We start from the raw sequence: 17,191 nt of genomic DNA on the forward strand, positions 1-17,191 counted from the left end.
GTCCCGGCGCACGTTGCCGCTGGCCCGATTGCGTCGCCCCGGGCTGCTTGTAAAATTGCAACGCCTCGCCTGCGAACTGACACATTCGTGTCCTCGCGCAACCTTCAGACAAGGTTGGCAGCGGAGTGTCCCGTACGTTCGCATTGGTACGAGGTCATATGCTCAGTCGTGCGCAGGTACAGCAACTGCTCAACAATCTGCTGGAGCTTGGGCCGCGACGCCTGATGGCCCTGGGCCTGATCGGTTTTGCCGTTCTCGTGACCGTCGTCGGCGGCGCGTACTATCTGAGCCGACCTGAATTCGAGACGCTCTATACCGGCCTCACCCGCGAAGACGTGACGCGCATGGGCGCCGCGCTGCGCGAGCAGAACATCACCTTCGACGTCAATACGGCCGGCGACGCGCTCTCGGTGCGCCCGAGCCAGACCATGCAGGCGCGGATGCTGCTGGCCGAGAAGGGGCTGCCGACCAGCGCCAATTCCGGCTACGAGCTGTTCGACAAGATCGGCTCGCTCGGCCTGACCTCGTTCATGCAGGAGGTCACCAAGCTCCGGGCGCTGGAAGGCGAGATCGCGCGCACGGTGCAGTTGATGAAGGGCGTCAAGGCGGCGCGGGTGCATATCGTGCTGCCGGTGCGCGGCTCGTTCCGCGCGACGCAGCAGCCGCCTTCGGCATCGGTCGTGCTGCGCACCGACGGCGCGATCGAGGCCCGCACGGCGCAGTCGATCCGCCATCTCGTCGCCGCCGCCATTCCAGGCATGAACCGGGACAAGGTGACGGTGCTGGATGCCGACGGCTCGATGCTGCTCGCCGAAGAGGACGAGGCGACCGCTGCCCCGACCAAGATGGCGAGCCTGCAGAAGACGGTCGGCGGCATGGTGCAGGAGAACATCCGCAAGGCGCTGACGCCCTATCTGGGCCTCGACAATTTCGAGGTCAGCGTCGCACCACAGCTCTCCACCGACAAGCGGCAGATCAACGAGACCGTCTACGATCCGGAAAGCCGGGCCGAGCGTTCGGTGCGGAACGTGCGCGAGAAGGAATCCTCGCAGAACGCCGACCGTTCGACGCCGACCACGGTGCAGCAGAACCTTCCCGATCAACAGGTCAACGCCGGCGGCGGCAAGAACTCCAGCGAAGACAAGACCCGCCGCGAGGACGTCACCAACTTCGAGGTCTCGTCCAAGACCACGACGACGGTGAGCGACGGCTATTCGGTGAAGAAGCTCTTCATCGCCGTCCTGGTCAATCGGGCGCGGCTGGTCGCCGATCTCGGCGACAAGAGCAACCAGGCCATCGTCGACAGCAAGCTCGCCGAGATCAGCCAGCTCGCGGCGACGGCCGGCGGACTTGACAAGCAGCGCGGCGACCAGATCCAGGTGACGGCCGTCGACTTCATCGAGGGCTCGCGCGAGATGGCGCCGGTGCCACCGATCAGCTTCGTCGAGATGATCAACAAGCAGCTCGGCAGCGTCATCAACGCGGTGACGATCCTGGCCGTTGCGTCGATGCTGGTCTGGTTTGGCTTGCGGCCGGCGGTCAACGGTATTCTGACCCATCGCGCGGAGCAGGAGCAGGTGGAGGCCGCCGAGGCGGCTGAGATCGAGGCTGCTGCGGCCCTTGCATTGGCCGAGAGTCAGGACCCCGAGCTCAATCTCGTCGAAGATCTCGAAGGCAAGATGCAGCGAACGCCGCAGAAGCGACTGGAGCAGATCGTCCGGCTCGACCAGGCGCAAGCCGCAGCGATCCTTAAAGACTGGATGCGACGCGAGGAGGCGGCATGAACGCGGCAATCGGAAAATTCCTGACGCAGTTCGACGCGAACGGCCGGGTCAAATCGCCGCCGCCTCCGCCGCCCAGGATCCAGGACGTGCTGACGAGGCCGAAGGAGGTCATGCGCGAGCCTCCGCCGCAGCCCCAGGCCCATTCGCAGCCGCTGCCGCAGTCGCCGTCTCCAGCGCCGAAGGCGGAAGCCCCGCCGGCCAATCTCCTGGACGACGCCTACCGCCGCGGCCATGCGGCCGGCGTCGCGGAAGGCGACGCCAGGCTTGCCGAGGAGCGCGTCCGCAGCGCGATCCGTCTCGGCGAGGAACGCGCCAAATGGTCCGACCAGCAGGCAGTCGCGGTCGTCAGCGGCTTCGAGACGGCTTGCCGCGAGATCGAGACCAACATCGCAAGCTCCGTGGCGCGGATATTACTGCCGTTCCTCACCGAGGCGGTCCGCGACAAGGCGATCGGATCGCTGGTCGAGCAGATCGCGGCGCTGACCGGCAACTCGTCGGTGCCGGCGTTCAAGGTCACCGGTCCGAGCGAGCTGCTCGACCTCGTGAAGACGCAGCTCGAGGCATCCAGGCGCACCGGCATCGAGTACGAGGCGGCCGACAGCGTGGAGGTCCGCGTCGTGGCCGACCAGACCGTGATCGAGACGCAGATCGCGGCCTGGGGCGAACGCCTGAAGGAAGCACGCCGGTAGCCCATCATGGAAGAGGTCAAGCATGAACTCGTGATCGTCCGCCGGCGCAGCGCTTTCGCTGAGGAGGCGCATCACGGCGGCGTATGGAAGATCGCCTATGCGGACTTCATGACCGCGATGATGGCGTTCTTCCTGGTCATGTGGCTGCTCAACGCGCTCAACCAGGATCAGAAGCAGGTCGTCGCGAGCTATTTCAATCCGATCCAGCTGGCGGAAAATGCCCCCGCGCCGAAGGGCCTGAAGAATCTCTCAAAGAAGGAGCCGACCTCGTTCGAAGGTCAGGATGGCAAGCGTCAGCCGGCCGGCTCGAACGAGGAACGTCGCGGCGACTCGCCGACGGCCGAGAAGCCGGCCTCCTATGAAGAGAAAGTCCTGTTCCGTGATCCCTATGCGACGCTCTCCGAGATCGCGAACAGCGCGAACCAGTCCACGGGACAGCGGCGCGCCGGCGCGCTGACGTCCGCCGAAGAGGATGGTCTCAAGGGCGGCGACGCCTACCGCGATCCCTTCGACCCCGGCTATTGGAAGCTGGCGCCGCAAGCATCCAAGGACGCCGATCGCATGATGGAGAGCGAGCCCAAGCCGAATGCCTCCGCGCGCGACGGCGCCTCAGGCACAAATCAGGGCGAGCCGCAGGCCCGTCGTGCCAAGGCGGACGATGCCGGCGGAAGCCTGGCGCCGAACGCGGATGCGTCGTCCGCAAACCTGTCGCCGTTGCTGCCGCCGGGGCCCGCGCCGGCGCAAGCCCCGCGCGAGGGCAGCGCTCAGGCGAGCCTTCAAGCCAACGCCGCCGCGCAGGCACGTCCCAACGATACGACGAAGGAGTCCGAGCCGCGCGATGCGGCGCAAACCCAGCAGCCGACCGTCAAGCAGCTTCAGGCCGCGATCGCGGACGCGCTCTCGGACATCAAGGCGGGCGCCGGGCCGGCGGCCGAGGTGCGTCAGGTCGAGGAGGGCCTCCTGATCAGCCTGACCGACGATGCGAGCTTCGGCATGTTCGCGGTCGGCTCGGCCGAGCCGCGGCCCGAGCTGATCCGCGTGATCGACAAGATCGGGCCGTTGCTGACGAAACGCCAGGGCATGATCATCGTCCGCGGCCATACCGACAATCGACCGTATCGTTCTGAGACTTACGACAATTGGCGGCTGTCGACCGCCCGCGCCCAGATGACCTATTACATGCTGGTTCGCTCCGGCGTCGACGCAATGCGGATCGAGCATGTCGAAGGCTATGCCGACCGACGGCCGAAGCTTCCGAACGATCCGGCGGCCGCGCAGAACCGCCGGATCGAGATCCTGATTCGTGAGAAGCGCCCTTGATGAGGCCGCTCCTCTGCGCCGCCTTGCTGCTCCTGCCGTTCACGGCAGCGAACGCGCTCGCACAACCCGCGCGCCAGTCGGGCGAGCCCTATGAGCTCGTCCGCGCGTTGCAAGCCGTGCAGGACGGCATCGCCAACGGTGACACGGCCGCGCATGGCAGCCACATCGCGCTGATCCGGCAGATCGGAGAGAAGTTTCTCGCCGCCGATCCGGGCGTGTGGAGCAATGCGCAGAACAGCCAGGCTGCGGTCATCTACCTGCTCAGCGGCGGCGCGCCGCAAATCGTACGCAAGCTGCCGCGCGACAAGATGAACGTCGACGAGCGGCTGTTCAACGGCGCGCTCGCCTATGTCGAGGGCCGTCAGGAGGAAGCGCGGGAGCTGCTCAAGGACGTCAGGCCGCGGACGCTGTCCTCCGGCCTCGGCGGACAGGTCGCGCTGGTCCAGGGTGCGTTGTTCGCACGTTCCGAGGCATCGCTCGCGATCGAGCGTCTGGACGACGCGCGCCTGCTCCTGCCTGGCACGCTGGTGGAGGAGGCGGCGTTGCGGCGCGAGATCCTGCTGGTGGGGCAGGCGGAGGATTTCGACAAGTTCGAGTTCCTGGCGCTGGCCTATATCCGCCATTACCGTAACTCGATCTATGCCGGCGATTTCTGGCAGCGCTTTTCCTCGGGCCTGACGCAATCGAGTCTGGCGCTCGATGATCGCCGCTTCGCGCGGATCGCAGCGCTGCTCGAGCAGATTGATCGCGCGAGCCGCCTCAAGCTCTATCTCGTGATCGCGCGCGCGGCGATGGTGCGCGGGCAGCTGGCCGTGACGCGGCTTGCCGGCGAACGGGCGCTGACGCTCAGCGCCGACGCCTCGGCGGATCGCGAGCGGGCGCATTTCTTCCGCGGCGCCGCGCGGGCGCTCGCCAACGAGTATGACGGCGGTCTTGCCGAGCTGAAGGCAGTCGACCGGTCGAAGCTGCCCGAGCGGGACGTCCCCCTTTTGAATGCCACGGTGCAGCTCGCGCTCGATATTCGCAAGCCGCTTCCGGGCGGATCCGCCACTGCTGCCGACAAGCCTCCGGCAACGCCGGCGCGTCTCGATCTGGCGTCATCAACCGTGACGCTCGCGCGCGCGCAGAAGCAGCTCGGCGAACTCGAACTCCTTACCAGGGACCGCCGCCCATGACCAAGCTCAGTGGAACCTCCGGACAGCTTTTCTCGGGTCTCGCCGAGAGCCTCAACATCCGCGGCACGTCGCGTTCGGCAAAGAGCGCCGGGGGCAAACCGCAGGCTGGCTCGTCGTTCAACGATCTGCTCCACACCGTCTCGAACCTCGCCAAGCAGGCACTCAACGATGAGGGCAGCGATACGACCGCGAAGGCCGGAGCGCTGCGCACGCGTCTGGCCCACCCAGCGGGCAAGGACAAGTCGAAGGACGAGACGGACGAGCGCACCGAGGCGACCGACGTGCTCAAGGCTGGCGATCAGACAACCGACAAATCGTCGGAGACGCAAAGTCCAGTCGGGCATGATCCGAAGCCGGACGTTTCGAACCGCCCGAACGCTCCCGCGATCGTGGCACAGGATCTCGTTGCCGCATCGGCCGCGAAGCCGCAAATGCCGTCGCAGTCGGGCGACAGGAAAGACGTGCCCGCGCGCGACGAGCGCTCATCCGGGACGAAGCGCGAAGTTGCGGCCACAGGCATGGCGAAGGCAACGACGGCGGATTCCGCGCCGTCTGCTGCCGTTCCGACCGGCGCGCGTGCACAAGGCGATGCATCGCAAGCCGCGGCCGCACAGCCAGGCAGCGAGGCTTCCGCCAAAGCCATGCCCGCGACATCAGGCTTCGAGGCGGTCACGGCCAATGTCGAACGCGCCGCCAAGGTCTCGACGCGCGACGCGTTGCCCGAGACGACCAAGGTCACCGTGGTCCAGCAGGAGACCCATCTGCCCCCGGCGCAGTTCAACGCCCCGCAACAAGTCGCCAATGCGGTCGTCGCCGAACTGAAGGACTCCGCAACCCCGGCGGCGTCCGCAGCGCCCGATCTCGCAGCATCCCAGACCAATGCGCCGGATCAGCCGCTCAAGATCCTGACCATCAATCTTGAGCCGCCCGCGCTCGGCAACGTCACCGTGCGCCTTCGTCTCGTCGGCACCGAAGTGTCCGTCCACCTTGCGGCCGCGCGCAAGGACACGAGCCAGATGCTGGATCAGCAGCGCGACCAGATCCGCGATCTCATGCAGACGGCGGGTTATGTCGCCGACGTCGCGCCCGTGCAGCACGGCTCGCTGGATGGATTCCAGAGCGGCTCCGGCCAGTCGCAGCCGCAGCTCTCGGGCCAGCAACAGCCCTCGTCGCAGTCGCAAGGTGCGTTCGGTGGCGCAGGCACGTCGTCGGGGCAATCCGATGGCGGCGCGAAGCAGGCCCGCCAGGAGCGCCAGCCCAGCCAGGAGACGCGTCATGACCAGGACGTGGCGCCGCATCTTCGTCGCGGCCCTGTTTATCTGTAATGCGGGCGCCGCGGACGCGGCCGCCGACGCCGCGCGCCCCTGCGAGCGCGAGATGGCGCGCGCGGCCCAGCAGCATGGGATTCCGCTCGGCATTCTCTATGCAGTCGGTCTCACCGAGACCGGGCGTCGCGGCGCGCTGCATCCTTACGCCCTCGGCGCCGACGGCCAGACCGTGTTCGCCAGGGACATGGACGATGCGATCGCAAATTTCGAGGCCATGCGCGGCAAGGGCATCAAGCTGATCGATCTCGGCTGCATGCAGATCAATCATTACTATCACGGCGACAAGTTCGTCTCGGTGCGCGCGATGTTCGATCCCGCGAAGAACGTCGAATATGCCGCGCGCTTCCTGAAAGAGCTGAAGCAGCGCGAGGGCAGCTGGACCATGGCGGTGGCTCGCTACAATGCCGGCCCCAACAATCAGCCGGCGCAGAAGCGCTATGTCTGTCACATCGTGGCTCACCTCGTGTCGAGCGGCTTCGGCGCCTGGACCGACAAGGCGCGCTCGTTCTGTCAGCCGAAAACGACATGACGACGTGAAGTTGTGCATGGTTCCGAACCATCAGCCCCGCGCAAGCAAGATCCCCCATTGTAACTGCAACCTACCAAAGGAGCCCACTTCATGAGCCTGTATGGTGTTATGCGCACCGGCGTTTCCGGTATGAGCGCGCAGTCCAACAAGCTGTCGACGGTTTCGGACAACATCGCGAACGTCAACACCACCGGTTACAAGCGGGCTTCGACCGAATTCTCCTCGCTGATCCTGAAGAGCGGCTCTGGCAATTACGACTCCGGCGCTGTCGAGACGACCGTCCGTTACGCCATCAGCGACGCCGGGCATACGCAGTTCACGACGTCGTCCACGGACCTTGCCGTGCAAGGCAACGGCTTCTTCGTGGTCTCGAACGCCACCAACACGCAGCAATATCTGACGCGCGCCGGCTCCTTCGTGCCGGACGCTCAGGGCAACCTCGTCAACGCGGCCGGCTACTACCTTCTGGGCCAGCCCGGTAAAGTGACCAATTTCTCGCAGAACAGCCTGGCTGGAATGCAGATCGTGAACATCGCCCAGGTCTCGCAGGTGCCGGTGCCGTCGACTGCGGGGACCTTAACGACCGGCAATCTCGATCCGAAGGCGGCTGTCATTGCCGGTCCGCCAGGTCCGGCGTCATATTCGTCGAAGAGCTCGATCGTCGCCTACAACAATATCGGTCAGGCCGTTACGCTCGACGTCTATATGTCCCACACCGCGACGGCGGCCGGCTCGGATACCTGGCAGGTTCAGGTCTACAACTCCGCGACGGGCACCTCGCTCGCCGCCGCCACCACTTTCACCTTCGACACCACCGCGACCGGAAAGGGCGCGCTGGCCGCGGCGAGCCCGACGGGCCTTACGTTCACGGTCCCGGGCGGCGCGGCGATGACCATGGACCTGTCGAACATGACGCAGGTTGGAGCCGACTTCAGCTTCAAGGCCACCGTCAACGGCAGCGTGCCCGCGGCGATCGACAAGGTCGATGTCGACGAGGCGGGCCATGTGACGGCGATCCTCAAGAACGGGCAGCAGTTGACGCTCTACACGATCATGCTCGCCGACGTCGCGAGCCCCGACAATCTGACCCCCGAGCCGGGTAACGTCTATTCGACCAACATGAATTCCGGCAATGCGCAGGCCGGGAATGCCGGCACCGGCGGGCTCGGCACGGTCCAGTCCGGTGCGCTGGAGGACTCCAACGTCGATCTCGCGGACGAGCTCACCGGGATGATCGAGGCGCAGCGCGGCTTCACCGCCAACTCGAAATCGTTCCAGACGGGCGCCGACCTGCTCGACGTCGTCGTCAACCTGAAGCGCTGAATTCTTCGGCGCTCACCCCCGGCAAGAGCAGATCATGTCCCTTACCGCCGCTCTCGACTCCGCTCGCGCCTCGCTCATGGCGTCGGGCATCCAGTCGTCGACGATCTCGCGCAACATCGCCGGTGCCAGCGCCACCGGCTATTCGCGCAAGATCGCCGTGCTGGACAACCTCCCCGGCACCGGCGTCTATGTTGCGGCGATCCAGCGTGCGGCCAGTTCGGGTCTCTATTCGAACGTGCTGACCGCGACCTCGTCGTCGGCCAAGCAGAGCGTGATCTATGACGGCCTGCAGAAGATCGCGGCCGCGACGGTGGACGATCCCGAGCTCGAGCAGTCGCCGACCGCCCAGCTCAACAAGCTGAAGCAGGCGCTGCAGCAATACGCCAACTCCACCGACAATGCGACCCTGGCGCAGGCCGCCGTGACGTCCGCCAAGGACATGGTGACCGGGCTCAACCAGGCCACCAAGACGGTGCAGTCGGTCCGCGAGGGGGCCGACGCCGACATGGCGAATTCGGTCGCCAACATCAACCAGCTGCTGTCCCAGTTCCAGACCGTCAACACCGCCGTCGTGAAGGGCACGATCTCCGGCGACGACGTCACCGACTATCTCGACCAGCGCGATAGCATCGTATCGAGGCTGTCGCAGGAGGTCGGCGTCTCGATGTCGATCCGGCCCAACGGAGACGCCGCGCTCTATACCGACAGCGGCGTCGTGCTGTTCGACAAGACGGCGCGGACCGTGAGCTTTGCGCCGACCAACGCCTATACCGCCGGCACCACGGGCAATGCCGTCTTCATCGACGGCGTTCCCGTGACCGGTGCCAATTCCGTCATGCCGCTCAAGTCCGGCAAGCTCGCCGGCCTGGCCCAACTGCGCGACAAGGACACGGTCACGTATCAGAGCCAGCTCGACGAGATCGCGCGCGGCCTGATCGACGCCTTCAAGGAAAGCGACCAGTCAGCTGTCCCGACGCTGGCGGACCGGCCCGGCCTGTTCACTTATCCCGGCGCGCCCGCGATGCCCGCGAGCGCCACGATCTCGGTGGGCCTCGCCGGGAGGATCTCGGTTGCCGCTTCGGTCGATCCGGCCGTGGGCGGAAACCCGAACCTGCTGCGCGACGGCGCGATCAGCGGCGTTGCCGCCTATAATTACAACACGACCGGCAATGCCGGCTTCTCGGCGCGGCTGCAGCAGCTCATCAACAAGATGGAAGCGCCGCAGCCGTTCGACGCCTCGGCCCAGGGCAAGCCGAGCGGCAGCGTGATCGAGTTCGCGTCTTCCTCGGCGAGCTGGATCGAAAGCCAACGCAAGACCGCCGACGACAATGTCCAGTACCAGAATACGCTGCTCGACCGCAGCACCGCGGCACTGTCCAACGTCAGCGGCGTCAATATGGATGACGAGATGTCGTTGATGCTCCAGGTCGAGCGCACCTATTCGGCGTCGTCGAAGATCATTTCCACCGTCGATGAGATGCTGCAGAGCCTGCTGGCTGCCGTGGGGAATTAAGTCATGATGAGCGCGAACTACATCTCGACCCTGATGCTGTCTTCATCGTTGAGGTCGTCGATCACGAACAACCAGAGCGCGCTGACCAAGGCCTCGAAGGAGGCGACCACCGGCCGTTTCGCCGATGTCGGCCTCGAGCTCGGCACGGGAACGGGCCGCGACGTGGCGCTGCGCGCCGATTTCAACTTCGCCGATCAGCTCGTCGACACCAACGAGCTGGTTGCGGGGCGCCTCGACGTGACCCAGAACCGGATCACGCAACTCGGCAAGACCGCGTCGGAATTCCTCAAGAACCTGATCGCGGCCCGCGACGCCGAGAGCGGCGCGAAGATCATCCTGCCGAGCGCGTCCGCGAACCTTCAGGACGTCATCGGCGCGCTCAACGTTTCCTACAACGGGTCGTATCTGTTCGGCGGAATCGATACGCAGACCGTGCCCATCACGAACTACACGGCCGGCTCGGCCAGCAAGAACCAGGTCGATGCGGACTTCCTGGCGACGTTCGGCTTCTCGCAGTCTGCACCCGGCGTGAGCACCATCACGCCGGCGCAGATGCAGAATTTCCTCGACAATGCCTTTGACACCGAGTTCGCAAGCCCGGCCTGGAACGCCAACTGGTCGTCGGCCACGGACCAGACGTTGTCGAGCCGCATCTCCACGACCGAGGTCGTCGACAGCTCGGTCAGCGCCAACCAGCCCGGCTTTCGCAAGCTGGCCGAGGCCTACACCATGCTCACCGATCTCGGGAACACGAGCCTGAGCAAGGACACGTTTCAGGTCGTCGTCGACAAGGCGATCGGTCTGGTCAGCGGCGCGATCAACGATCTCGCCGTGCTCGGCGGTACCGTCGGCTCGATCCAGCAACGGGTCACCGGAGCGACCGAGAAGCTGAAGATCCAGAAGGACATCCTCAACGACCAGATCGTCAAGCTGGAGGCGGTCGACCCGACCGAGGCCTCGGTCCGCGTCAACACCCTGCAGACCCAGATCAAGACGGCGCTCGCGCTGACCTCGCAGCTCCAGCAGATCAGCCTCATCAACTACCTCTAGAGCCGAGGCTCGCAGGCCTCGTCTTGTTATCCGGTCTCCTGCGCAGAGTGATGCTGATGACGTTTGAAGCCTATGAATCGGTCGTCGACGAGAGCGGTTACGAGGCGCGGGGCCGCGAGCGGCAGGCGCTCAGCCTCGGCATTGACCGGCTCGAGCGGATTCAGAGAGGCGTGTTCCGCCTCGAGGATCTGGTCGAGAGCCTGCTCTATGTGCGGCGGCTGTGGACGATCTTCATCGAGGACCTCTCGCACCCCGAGAACGGGCTCCCGGACAAGCTGCGCGCCGACATCATCTCGATCGGCCTGTGGGTCGTGAAGGAGGCCGATCGCCTTCGCGAGGAGAGATCGAACGACGTGATGCAGCTCATCGAAATCAACCGCCTGATCCGAGACGCTCTTTGATGAAGATCTCCTTGCGGGCGGGCGAACGGATCTACATCAACGGCGCGGTGCTGCGCGTGGACCGCAAGGTCTCCGTCGAGCTCGTCAACGACGTGATGTTCCTGCTCGAAGGGCAGGTCATGCAGGCGTCCGACGCCACCACGGCGCTGCGGCAACTCTACTTCATCGTCCAGCTCATGCTGATGAACCCGACCGACATCCGCGACGCCGCGGCGCTCTATGCCCAGCATCATGCAGCCCTGTGCGCGGTGTGCGAGAGCCGCGAGATGCTGGACGGACTGGGCGCGGTCGACGAGCTGGTCGAGGCGACCCGCTACTTCGAGGCGCTCAAGCGGATCCGGGCCCTGTTCCCGGTGGAGCAGGCCATCCTGGCCGGCGCCATCACCGAGTCCCCATTCCAGGCTGCCTGACAGCGGAGAGGTACATGAACGTCAACAGTGCGACCGACAGCACGAGCAAGTCGTCCAGTTCGACCGGCTCCACCAATTCGACCTCGAGCAACAGCGTCGACTACAACACGTTTCTTCAGCTTCTCGTCGCCGAGATGAAGAATCAGGATCCGACCAATCCGATGGATACCTCGCAATATATGAGCCAGTTCGCGCAGCTCTCGACGGTCGAGCAGGCCATGCAGACCAATTCGAAGCTGGATGCGCTGCTGTCCTCGCAGTCGTTGTCACAGGCCAACGGCCTGATCGGGAAGACCGTCAGCTTCACCGACGCCACCGGCGCCAGCTTCAGCGGCAAGGTGGTCTCGGTCTCCATCAACGCCGACGGCTCCATCGCGACCCTCGAGAACGGCACCAAGGTCGCGGTCGGGCCGGGACTCACGATCAGCCAGTCATGAACGAACGCGACGCTCTCGACATCGTCCAGGCGGCGATCTGGACCATCATCGTCGCCTCCGGGCCCGCGGTCGGCGCCGCGATGCTGGTCGGCACCATCATCGCGCTGATCCAGGCCCTGACCCAGATCCAGGAGGTGACGCTGACCTTCGTTCCGAAGATCATCGTCATTCTCCTGGTCGTTGCCGTCTCCGGCTCCTTCATCGGCGCGCACCTGTCCACCTTCACCGAGATGGTCTATTCGCGGATCGAGCGCGGCTTCTGATCCGTGCGGGCTTCGGCCACCATCCCCGCGTAAGCTTTGCGGGGCAGATTAGGGGTGGACCCTCTGCCGGTGACCCATGGCCGATACGTTAGCTGCTAGCCTGCCGACCCCACGACGATTGGGGGCCGACGCCTTTTTCGCCGGCGGTATCGTGGCCATGCTCACGATCCTGTTCCTGCCGATCCCGCCGATCCTGATCGATCTCGGCCTTGCGTTCTCGATCGCGCTGTCGGCGCTGATCCTGATGGTCGCGCTGTGGATCCAGCGACCGCTCGACTTCTCGGCCTTCCCGACCGTGCTGCTGATCGCGACCATCTTGCGGCTGGCGCTGAACGTCGCGACCACCCGTCTGATCCTGTCGCGCGGCGGGGAAGGCGAACAGGCCGCCGGCCACGTCGTCGCCGGCTTCTCCAAGTTCGTCATGGGCGGCGACTTCGTCATCGGCCTGATCATCTTCGCCATCCTGGTCACCGTGAATTTCGTCGTGATCACCAAGGGTGCGACGCGTATCGCCGAAGTCGGCGCCCGTTTCACCCTCGACGCCATCCCCGGCAAGCAGATGGCGATCGACGCCGATCTGTCGGCGGGCCTGATCGACGACAAGGAGGCCCAGCGCCGGCGCCGCGAGCTCGAAGAAGAAAGCGCGTTCTTCGGTGCCATGGACGGTGCCTCGAAGTTCGTTCGCGGCGATGCCATCGCCGGCCTGCTCATCACCGCGATCAACATTTTCGGCGGCATCATCATCGGCGTCACCCATCACGGGCTGACCCTGTCGCGCGCCGCCGACGTCTACACGAAGCTCTCCGTCGGCGACGGTCTGGTGTCGCAGATGCCGGCACTCATCGTGTCGCTGTCGGCCGGCCTGCTGGTCTCCAAGGGCGGCACGAGAGGATCGGCCGAGCAGGCCGTTCTGCGTCAGCTCGGCGGCTACCCCCGTGCTGTGTCGGCCGCCGCGCTGATGATGTTCGTGCTCGCCTTGATGCCGGGGCTGCCGTTGGCGCCCTTCGTGCTGCTCGGCGGCGTCATGGCCTTCGTCGGCTACTCCCTGCCGAAGCAGCAGGCGGCCTTGAAGCAGAAGGAGGACGCGCGCAAGGCCGACGAGCGCGCCCAGGCTGAGGCCAAGGAATCCGTCAAGGACCAGCTCAAGACCGCCGAGATCGAGCTTGCGCTCGGCGGCCATCTTTCGGTCCATCTGCTGGGCTCGCGCACCGAGCTTGCCCACCGCGTCGCCAAGATCCGAAAGAAGTTCGCCAAGCAGTACGGCTTCGTCATTCCCGAGATCAAGCTCAGCGACAATCTGTCGATCGATCCCAAGGGTTATCAGATCCGGATCCACGATACCCGCGTCGCCCATGGCGAGCTCAGGCTCGGCGAGGTGCTGGTGCTGGTCGACAAGGACGGCAAGCCCGACGTGCCCGGCGAAGAGGTGGTCGAACCCGCTTTCGGCATGAAAGCGTTGTGGGTGACGGAAGCCTTCACGGACGAAGTCAAGCGGCAGGGCTGCAAGCCGGTCGACAATCTGTCGGTGCTGCTCACGCATTTGAGCGAAGTGATCCGGGCGAACCTCGCCCAGCTCCTGTCCTACAAGGACATGCGCGCGCTGCTCGACCGGCTCGATCCCGAGTACAAGCGTCTCGTCGAGGATCTCTGCCCGTCGCAGATCTCCTATTCCGGCCTGCTGGCGATCCTGAAGATCCTGCTGGCCGAGCGCGTCTCCATCCGCAATCTTCACCTCATCCTTGAGGCGATCGCCGAGATCGCACCTCACGTGCGCCGCTCCGAGCAGGTCGCGGAGCACGTGCGGACGCGGCTTGCCCAGCAGATCTGCGGCGATCTCTCCGACAACGGCGTGCTCAACGTCGTCCGTCTCGGCAACCGCTGGGACCTGGCGTTCCACCAGAGCCTGAAGCGCGACGCCAAGGGCGACGTCGTCGAGTTCGACGCCGATCCGCGCCTGATCGAGCAGTTCGCGACCGAGGCCAGCGCCGCGATCCGCAAGTTCACCGAGAACGGCACCAGCGTGGTGCTGGCGGTGACGCCGGAAGCCCGGCCCTATGTCCGGATGATCCTGGAGCGGGTGTTCCCGACCTTGCCGATCCTGTCGCATGTCGAAGTCGCGCGCAGCGCCGAGATCAGGGCGCTCGGAGCCGTGTCGTGATCAGCGGCCTTGCCGACAGCGTGCTGGTGACGTTCATCGTGTTCTGCCGCATCGGCGCCTGCCTGATGCTGGTGCCCGGCTTTTCCAGCGTCAACGTTCCGGCCCAGGTCCGCCTGTTCGTCGCGCTCGTCACGACGTTCGCGCTGACGCCGATCCTGATCGCGGTGCTGAAACCGCTCACGGACAACGCCGCGCCGCTGACGCTGGCGCTCCTGATCTGCTCCGAGCTCGTGGTCGGCAGCGTCATCGGGCTCGGCGGGCGGGTGTTCTTTCTCGCGCTCCAGACCATGGCGACGGTGATGGCGAGCGCGATCGGGCTCAGCAACATCCCGGGAACGCCGGTTGCCGACAGCGATCCGGCGCCGGCGCTGGTGCCGCTGATCATGGTGTCCGTTACCACGCTGTTCTTCATGACCGACCAGCATTGGCAGGTCCTGCGGGGGCTGATGAACTCCTACGACGTCTGGCGTCCCGGCGACAGGCTCGGCGGCGGCATGGCGCTCGACCTGCTCGTCGGCCGCCTGTCGGAAGCATTCGTGCTGACGCTGCGGATCGCCAGCCCGTTCATCGTCTATTCGGTGATCGTCAACCTGGCGGTCGGTCTGGTCAACAAGCTGACGCCGGCGATCCCGGTCTATTTCATCTCCGTGCCCTTCGTGTTGTTCGGCGGCTTCCTGCTGCTCTACCTCACGAGCGACGAGCTGCTGACGCAATTCATGCTCGGCCTCTCGTCCTGGCTGGCGGAGTGAGCCTGTGATGACGTCGCGCGCGGACAAGCTCGGCCGGATGGTCTCGTTGGTGAGGCTCCAGCTCCGGCTGTCCGAATGGCAGCTCGCGCAGCTGCGGCAGCAGGAGAGAAGCCTGCAGGACGAGCAGGAATGGCTGGTGGGAGCCCTGAATGATGGCAAGCCGCCGGTGGGATCGTCGAGCGAATCGATCGCGCGGCGCTTGAACAGGACGAGCGTCGGTGCGCGCGCGATCCAGACGCAGGCCGCGCAGCAGCTCGACCAGGTCCGCGCCGAGAGCCGCCGCGTGAAGCAGCTCGAGCAGGTCGCGAAGGCGGCGCTGGCCGACAAGCTCCGTGACGCCGAGAAGCGCTCCCTCGAGGAGATGACGGGAATAAGCCCAGCCGTGCGCGCGTGGACGCCACGGCCAGCCAATCGGAACAAGCCATGATCGTGACCGCGACGCCCGACCTCGTTCTCGACGTCCTCGAGGCCGCCGATCCCGTGACCCAGCGCACGGCGACCGCGAAACTCGATGCACTGAAATCCTCCGATGCCGACTTCGCCGCCACGATGGACGCGGAGGCCGGCAAGGCGGCGGCAGCTGCCGAGCAGCCCGCCACGAAGGTTTCCGAGGCGCAGTCGGATGCAGTGAACGGGGCCCCGGTGCGGATGATCAAGGCGCCGGCGTCGGGCGAAGTGTACCGGAAGTTCGAAGCTTTCATCCTCCAGACCTTCGTCGAGACGATGTTGCCGAAGGAATCCGAGCAGGTCTTTGGCAAGGGCACGGCCGGCGGCGTCTGGAAGTCGATGCTGGCGGAGCAGCTTGGCAGCCAGCTGGCAAAGGGCAACGGCATTGGCATCGCCAAGCAGCTGGCCGCCGCCAATCCGGCGGGGCCGAACGGTGCCGGCAAGGCCGGATGATGATCCGCGAACGGGTGACAGAAGTTGAAGGGTGAATTTCCTATGCAGGCACAAGACAGCGCGGCGGCCATGGTGATCGAGCAGCCGGTCGTGGACACCGGGGTGATGACGACGGAAGCAGCAGAAGCCGATGCGCTTCTGCCGGTGCTGCTGCCGATCATGAGCGGCGAGGCCGTGGTCGGCGGCGCGGATGCGGCGAGATCGGATGAAGTGCGGGGCCTGCTGGCAGCGATCCGCCGGCTCGAGAGCATCGTAGAGGAGGAGACGGTCGCGCTCACGACGCGTCAGAAGATCGATTTCGACGACTTCAGCGCGCGGAAGAGCCGGAGCATGCTCGAATTCGTCCGCCTGATGCGGGCGCGGATGCATCTCGGCGGCGACGTCGAGGTCACCGAGGAAATTCGGCGGCTGCGCGAGAAGCTCGAGCGGAATCGCTCGATCCTCGAAATGCACTACGACGCGGTGCGCGAGGTCGCGGGCATCATCGTCAAGGCGATCAAGGAGGCCGAGTCGGACGGTACCTATACCGGCCGCGCAGCGCAGGACGGAAAATGATCAGACTGGTGCTAGCCGGGCTCTGGGTATGCATCCTCACCGCGGGCACGAGCTATGGCGTGGCCTATTGGAAGGAGAACGGCAGCCTGCTGCCGGCGAAGGACGAATATCTCGACGGGCTGCAATACCAGAAGACCCGGGCATTGAGCGTGCCCATGGTCGAGAACGGCAATGTGCAGGGCTATATCGTCGCGCGCTTCGTCTACACCGTGGAGGCGCGGACGATGCACCAGCTCAACGTTCCGCCGGAGCCGTTCGTCGTCGACGAGGCCTTTCGCAGGATCTATGCCGACGACCGTCTCGACTTCAGGAAGCTCGCCCGCTACGACCTCTCCATCCTGACGACCGCCATCAAGCAGCGCGTCAACGAGCGGATGCAGGCTGACGTCGTCCAGGACGTCCTGGTCGAGGATTTCAATTACGTCTCCAGGGAAGAATTCCAGCAGAAGCCGTAAGTCGGGATGGCTTGGAGGCAATTGAGTTCGGCCGACAGCAGCGCTCTCTCCGTTCCCTCCCCCACAAGGGGGGAGGGAACGCATCTCCATCGAGGTGCTAGCGGGGCTCATCCCATGTCTCCGCCCCCGAACGTGCAACGGCCTCTGCGAAG

At 65.5% G+C, this 17,191-nt stretch carries 19 protein-coding genes; all 19 read left to right on the forward strand.

The genetic code is table 11. From position 1 onward, the window contains the following. The first annotated feature begins 158 nt into the window (after positions 1-158). The 19 genes from fliF (at position 159) to CV770_RS06520 (ending at position 17,039) form a co-directional block, all read left to right on the forward strand. The gene (gene fliF / locus CV770_RS06430; RefSeq protein WP_165637520.1) at positions 159-1,784 is read left to right on the forward strand and encodes a flagellar basal-body MS-ring/collar protein FliF; all 1,626 of its coding nucleotides are present in this window, start codon (positions 159-161) and stop codon (positions 1,782-1,784) included. Next, entirely contained in the window at positions 1,781-2,473 is a 693-nt protein-coding gene (locus CV770_RS06435) for a hypothetical protein (RefSeq protein WP_104461708.1), read from the forward strand. The genes fliF and CV770_RS06435 overlap by 4 nt, the downstream gene beginning before the upstream one ends. 6 nt (positions 2,474-2,479) lie before the next feature. Next, on the forward strand, positions 2,480-3,793 hold the full coding sequence (locus CV770_RS06440) for a MotB family protein (protein ID WP_104461709.1): 1,314 nt from the start codon (positions 2,480-2,482) through the stop codon (positions 3,791-3,793). Then, positions 3,790-4,968 carry a chemotaxis protein gene (locus CV770_RS06445; protein WP_104461710.1) on the forward strand — a complete coding sequence of 393 codons (1,179 nt, stop codon included), beginning with the start codon at positions 3,790-3,792 and terminating at the stop codon, positions 4,966-4,968. Before CV770_RS06440 ends, CV770_RS06445 begins: the two co-directional genes overlap by 4 nt. Then, on the forward strand, positions 4,965-6,293 hold the full coding sequence (gene fliK, locus CV770_RS06450) for a flagellar hook-length control protein FliK (RefSeq protein ID WP_104461711.1): 1,329 nt from the start codon (positions 4,965-4,967) through the stop codon (positions 6,291-6,293). The genes CV770_RS06445 and fliK overlap by 4 nt, the downstream gene beginning before the upstream one ends. After that, on the forward strand, positions 6,244-6,825 hold the full coding sequence (locus CV770_RS06455) for a transglycosylase SLT domain-containing protein (protein ID WP_091960866.1): 582 nt from the start codon (positions 6,244-6,246) through the stop codon (positions 6,823-6,825). Before fliK ends, CV770_RS06455 begins: the two co-directional genes overlap by 50 nt. A 90-nt stretch (positions 6,826-6,915) precedes the next feature. Further along, entirely contained in the window at positions 6,916-8,148 is a 1,233-nt protein-coding gene (locus CV770_RS06460; protein WP_018318456.1) for a flagellar hook protein FlgE, read from the forward strand. 34 nt (positions 8,149-8,182) lie between these two features. Further along, positions 8,183-9,661 carry a flagellar hook-associated protein FlgK gene (gene flgK, locus CV770_RS06465; RefSeq protein WP_091960869.1) on the forward strand — a complete coding sequence of 493 codons (1,479 nt, stop codon included), beginning with the start codon at positions 8,183-8,185 and terminating at the stop codon, positions 9,659-9,661. A gap of 3 nt (positions 9,662-9,664) precedes the next feature. Continuing rightward, a complete protein-coding gene (locus tag CV770_RS06470) occupies positions 9,665-10,711 on the forward strand; it encodes a flagellar hook-associated family protein (RefSeq protein WP_091960872.1) in 1,047 nt (348 codons plus the stop codon). Between the two features lie 56 nt (positions 10,712-10,767). Continuing rightward, positions 10,768-11,112, forward strand: coding sequence for a flagellar biosynthesis regulator FlaF (flaF, locus tag CV770_RS06475; protein ID WP_028145728.1), 345 nt, complete (start codon positions 10,768-10,770; stop codon positions 11,110-11,112). After that, positions 11,112-11,522 (forward strand): flagellar biosynthesis repressor FlbT, encoded by a 411-nt coding sequence (gene flbT / locus CV770_RS06480; protein WP_018318460.1) that lies wholly within the window; start codon positions 11,112-11,114, stop codon positions 11,520-11,522. The genes flaF and flbT overlap by 1 nt, the downstream gene beginning before the upstream one ends. 14 nt (positions 11,523-11,536) lie before the next feature. Then, positions 11,537-11,959, forward strand: a complete 423-nt coding sequence (gene flgD, locus CV770_RS06485) for a flagellar hook assembly protein FlgD (protein ID WP_018318461.1) — start codon at positions 11,537-11,539, stop codon at positions 11,957-11,959. After that, entirely contained in the window at positions 11,956-12,222 is a 267-nt protein-coding gene (gene fliQ / locus CV770_RS06490) for a flagellar biosynthesis protein FliQ (protein WP_018318462.1), read from the forward strand. Before flgD ends, fliQ begins: the two co-directional genes overlap by 4 nt. 76 nt (positions 12,223-12,298) lie before the next feature. Continuing rightward, positions 12,299-14,380, forward strand: a complete 2,082-nt coding sequence (gene flhA, locus CV770_RS06495; RefSeq protein WP_091960878.1) for a flagellar biosynthesis protein FlhA — start codon at positions 12,299-12,301, stop codon at positions 14,378-14,380. Continuing rightward, positions 14,377-15,129 (forward strand): flagellar biosynthesis protein FliR, encoded by a 753-nt coding sequence (gene fliR / locus CV770_RS06500; protein WP_104461712.1) that lies wholly within the window; start codon positions 14,377-14,379, stop codon positions 15,127-15,129. The genes flhA and fliR overlap by 4 nt, the downstream gene beginning before the upstream one ends. A gap of 7 nt (positions 15,130-15,136) precedes the next feature. After that, on the forward strand, positions 15,137-15,556 hold the full coding sequence (locus CV770_RS06505; protein WP_104461713.1) for a hypothetical protein: 420 nt from the start codon (positions 15,137-15,139) through the stop codon (positions 15,554-15,556). Next, the gene (locus tag CV770_RS06510; RefSeq protein WP_165637521.1) at positions 15,553-16,029 is read left to right on the forward strand and encodes a rod-binding protein; all 477 of its coding nucleotides are present in this window, start codon (positions 15,553-15,555) and stop codon (positions 16,027-16,029) included. Before CV770_RS06505 ends, CV770_RS06510 begins: the two co-directional genes overlap by 4 nt. Positions 16,030-16,071: 42 nt before the next feature. After that, positions 16,072-16,584, forward strand: a complete 513-nt coding sequence (locus tag CV770_RS06515) for a flagellar biosynthesis protein FlgN (RefSeq protein ID WP_104461714.1) — start codon at positions 16,072-16,074, stop codon at positions 16,582-16,584. Continuing rightward, complete coding sequence (locus CV770_RS06520; RefSeq protein ID WP_104461715.1) at positions 16,581-17,039, forward strand: hypothetical protein; 459 nt, start codon at positions 16,581-16,583, stop codon at positions 17,037-17,039. The genes CV770_RS06515 and CV770_RS06520 overlap by 4 nt, the downstream gene beginning before the upstream one ends. Positions 17,040-17,191 lie beyond the last annotated feature (152 nt).

Origin of the sequence: Bradyrhizobium sp. AC87j1 (assembly GCF_002936975.1) — a bacterium.
In the GTDB taxonomy this organism is placed as follows: Bacteria; Pseudomonadota; Alphaproteobacteria; order Rhizobiales; family Xanthobacteraceae; genus Bradyrhizobium; species Bradyrhizobium shewense.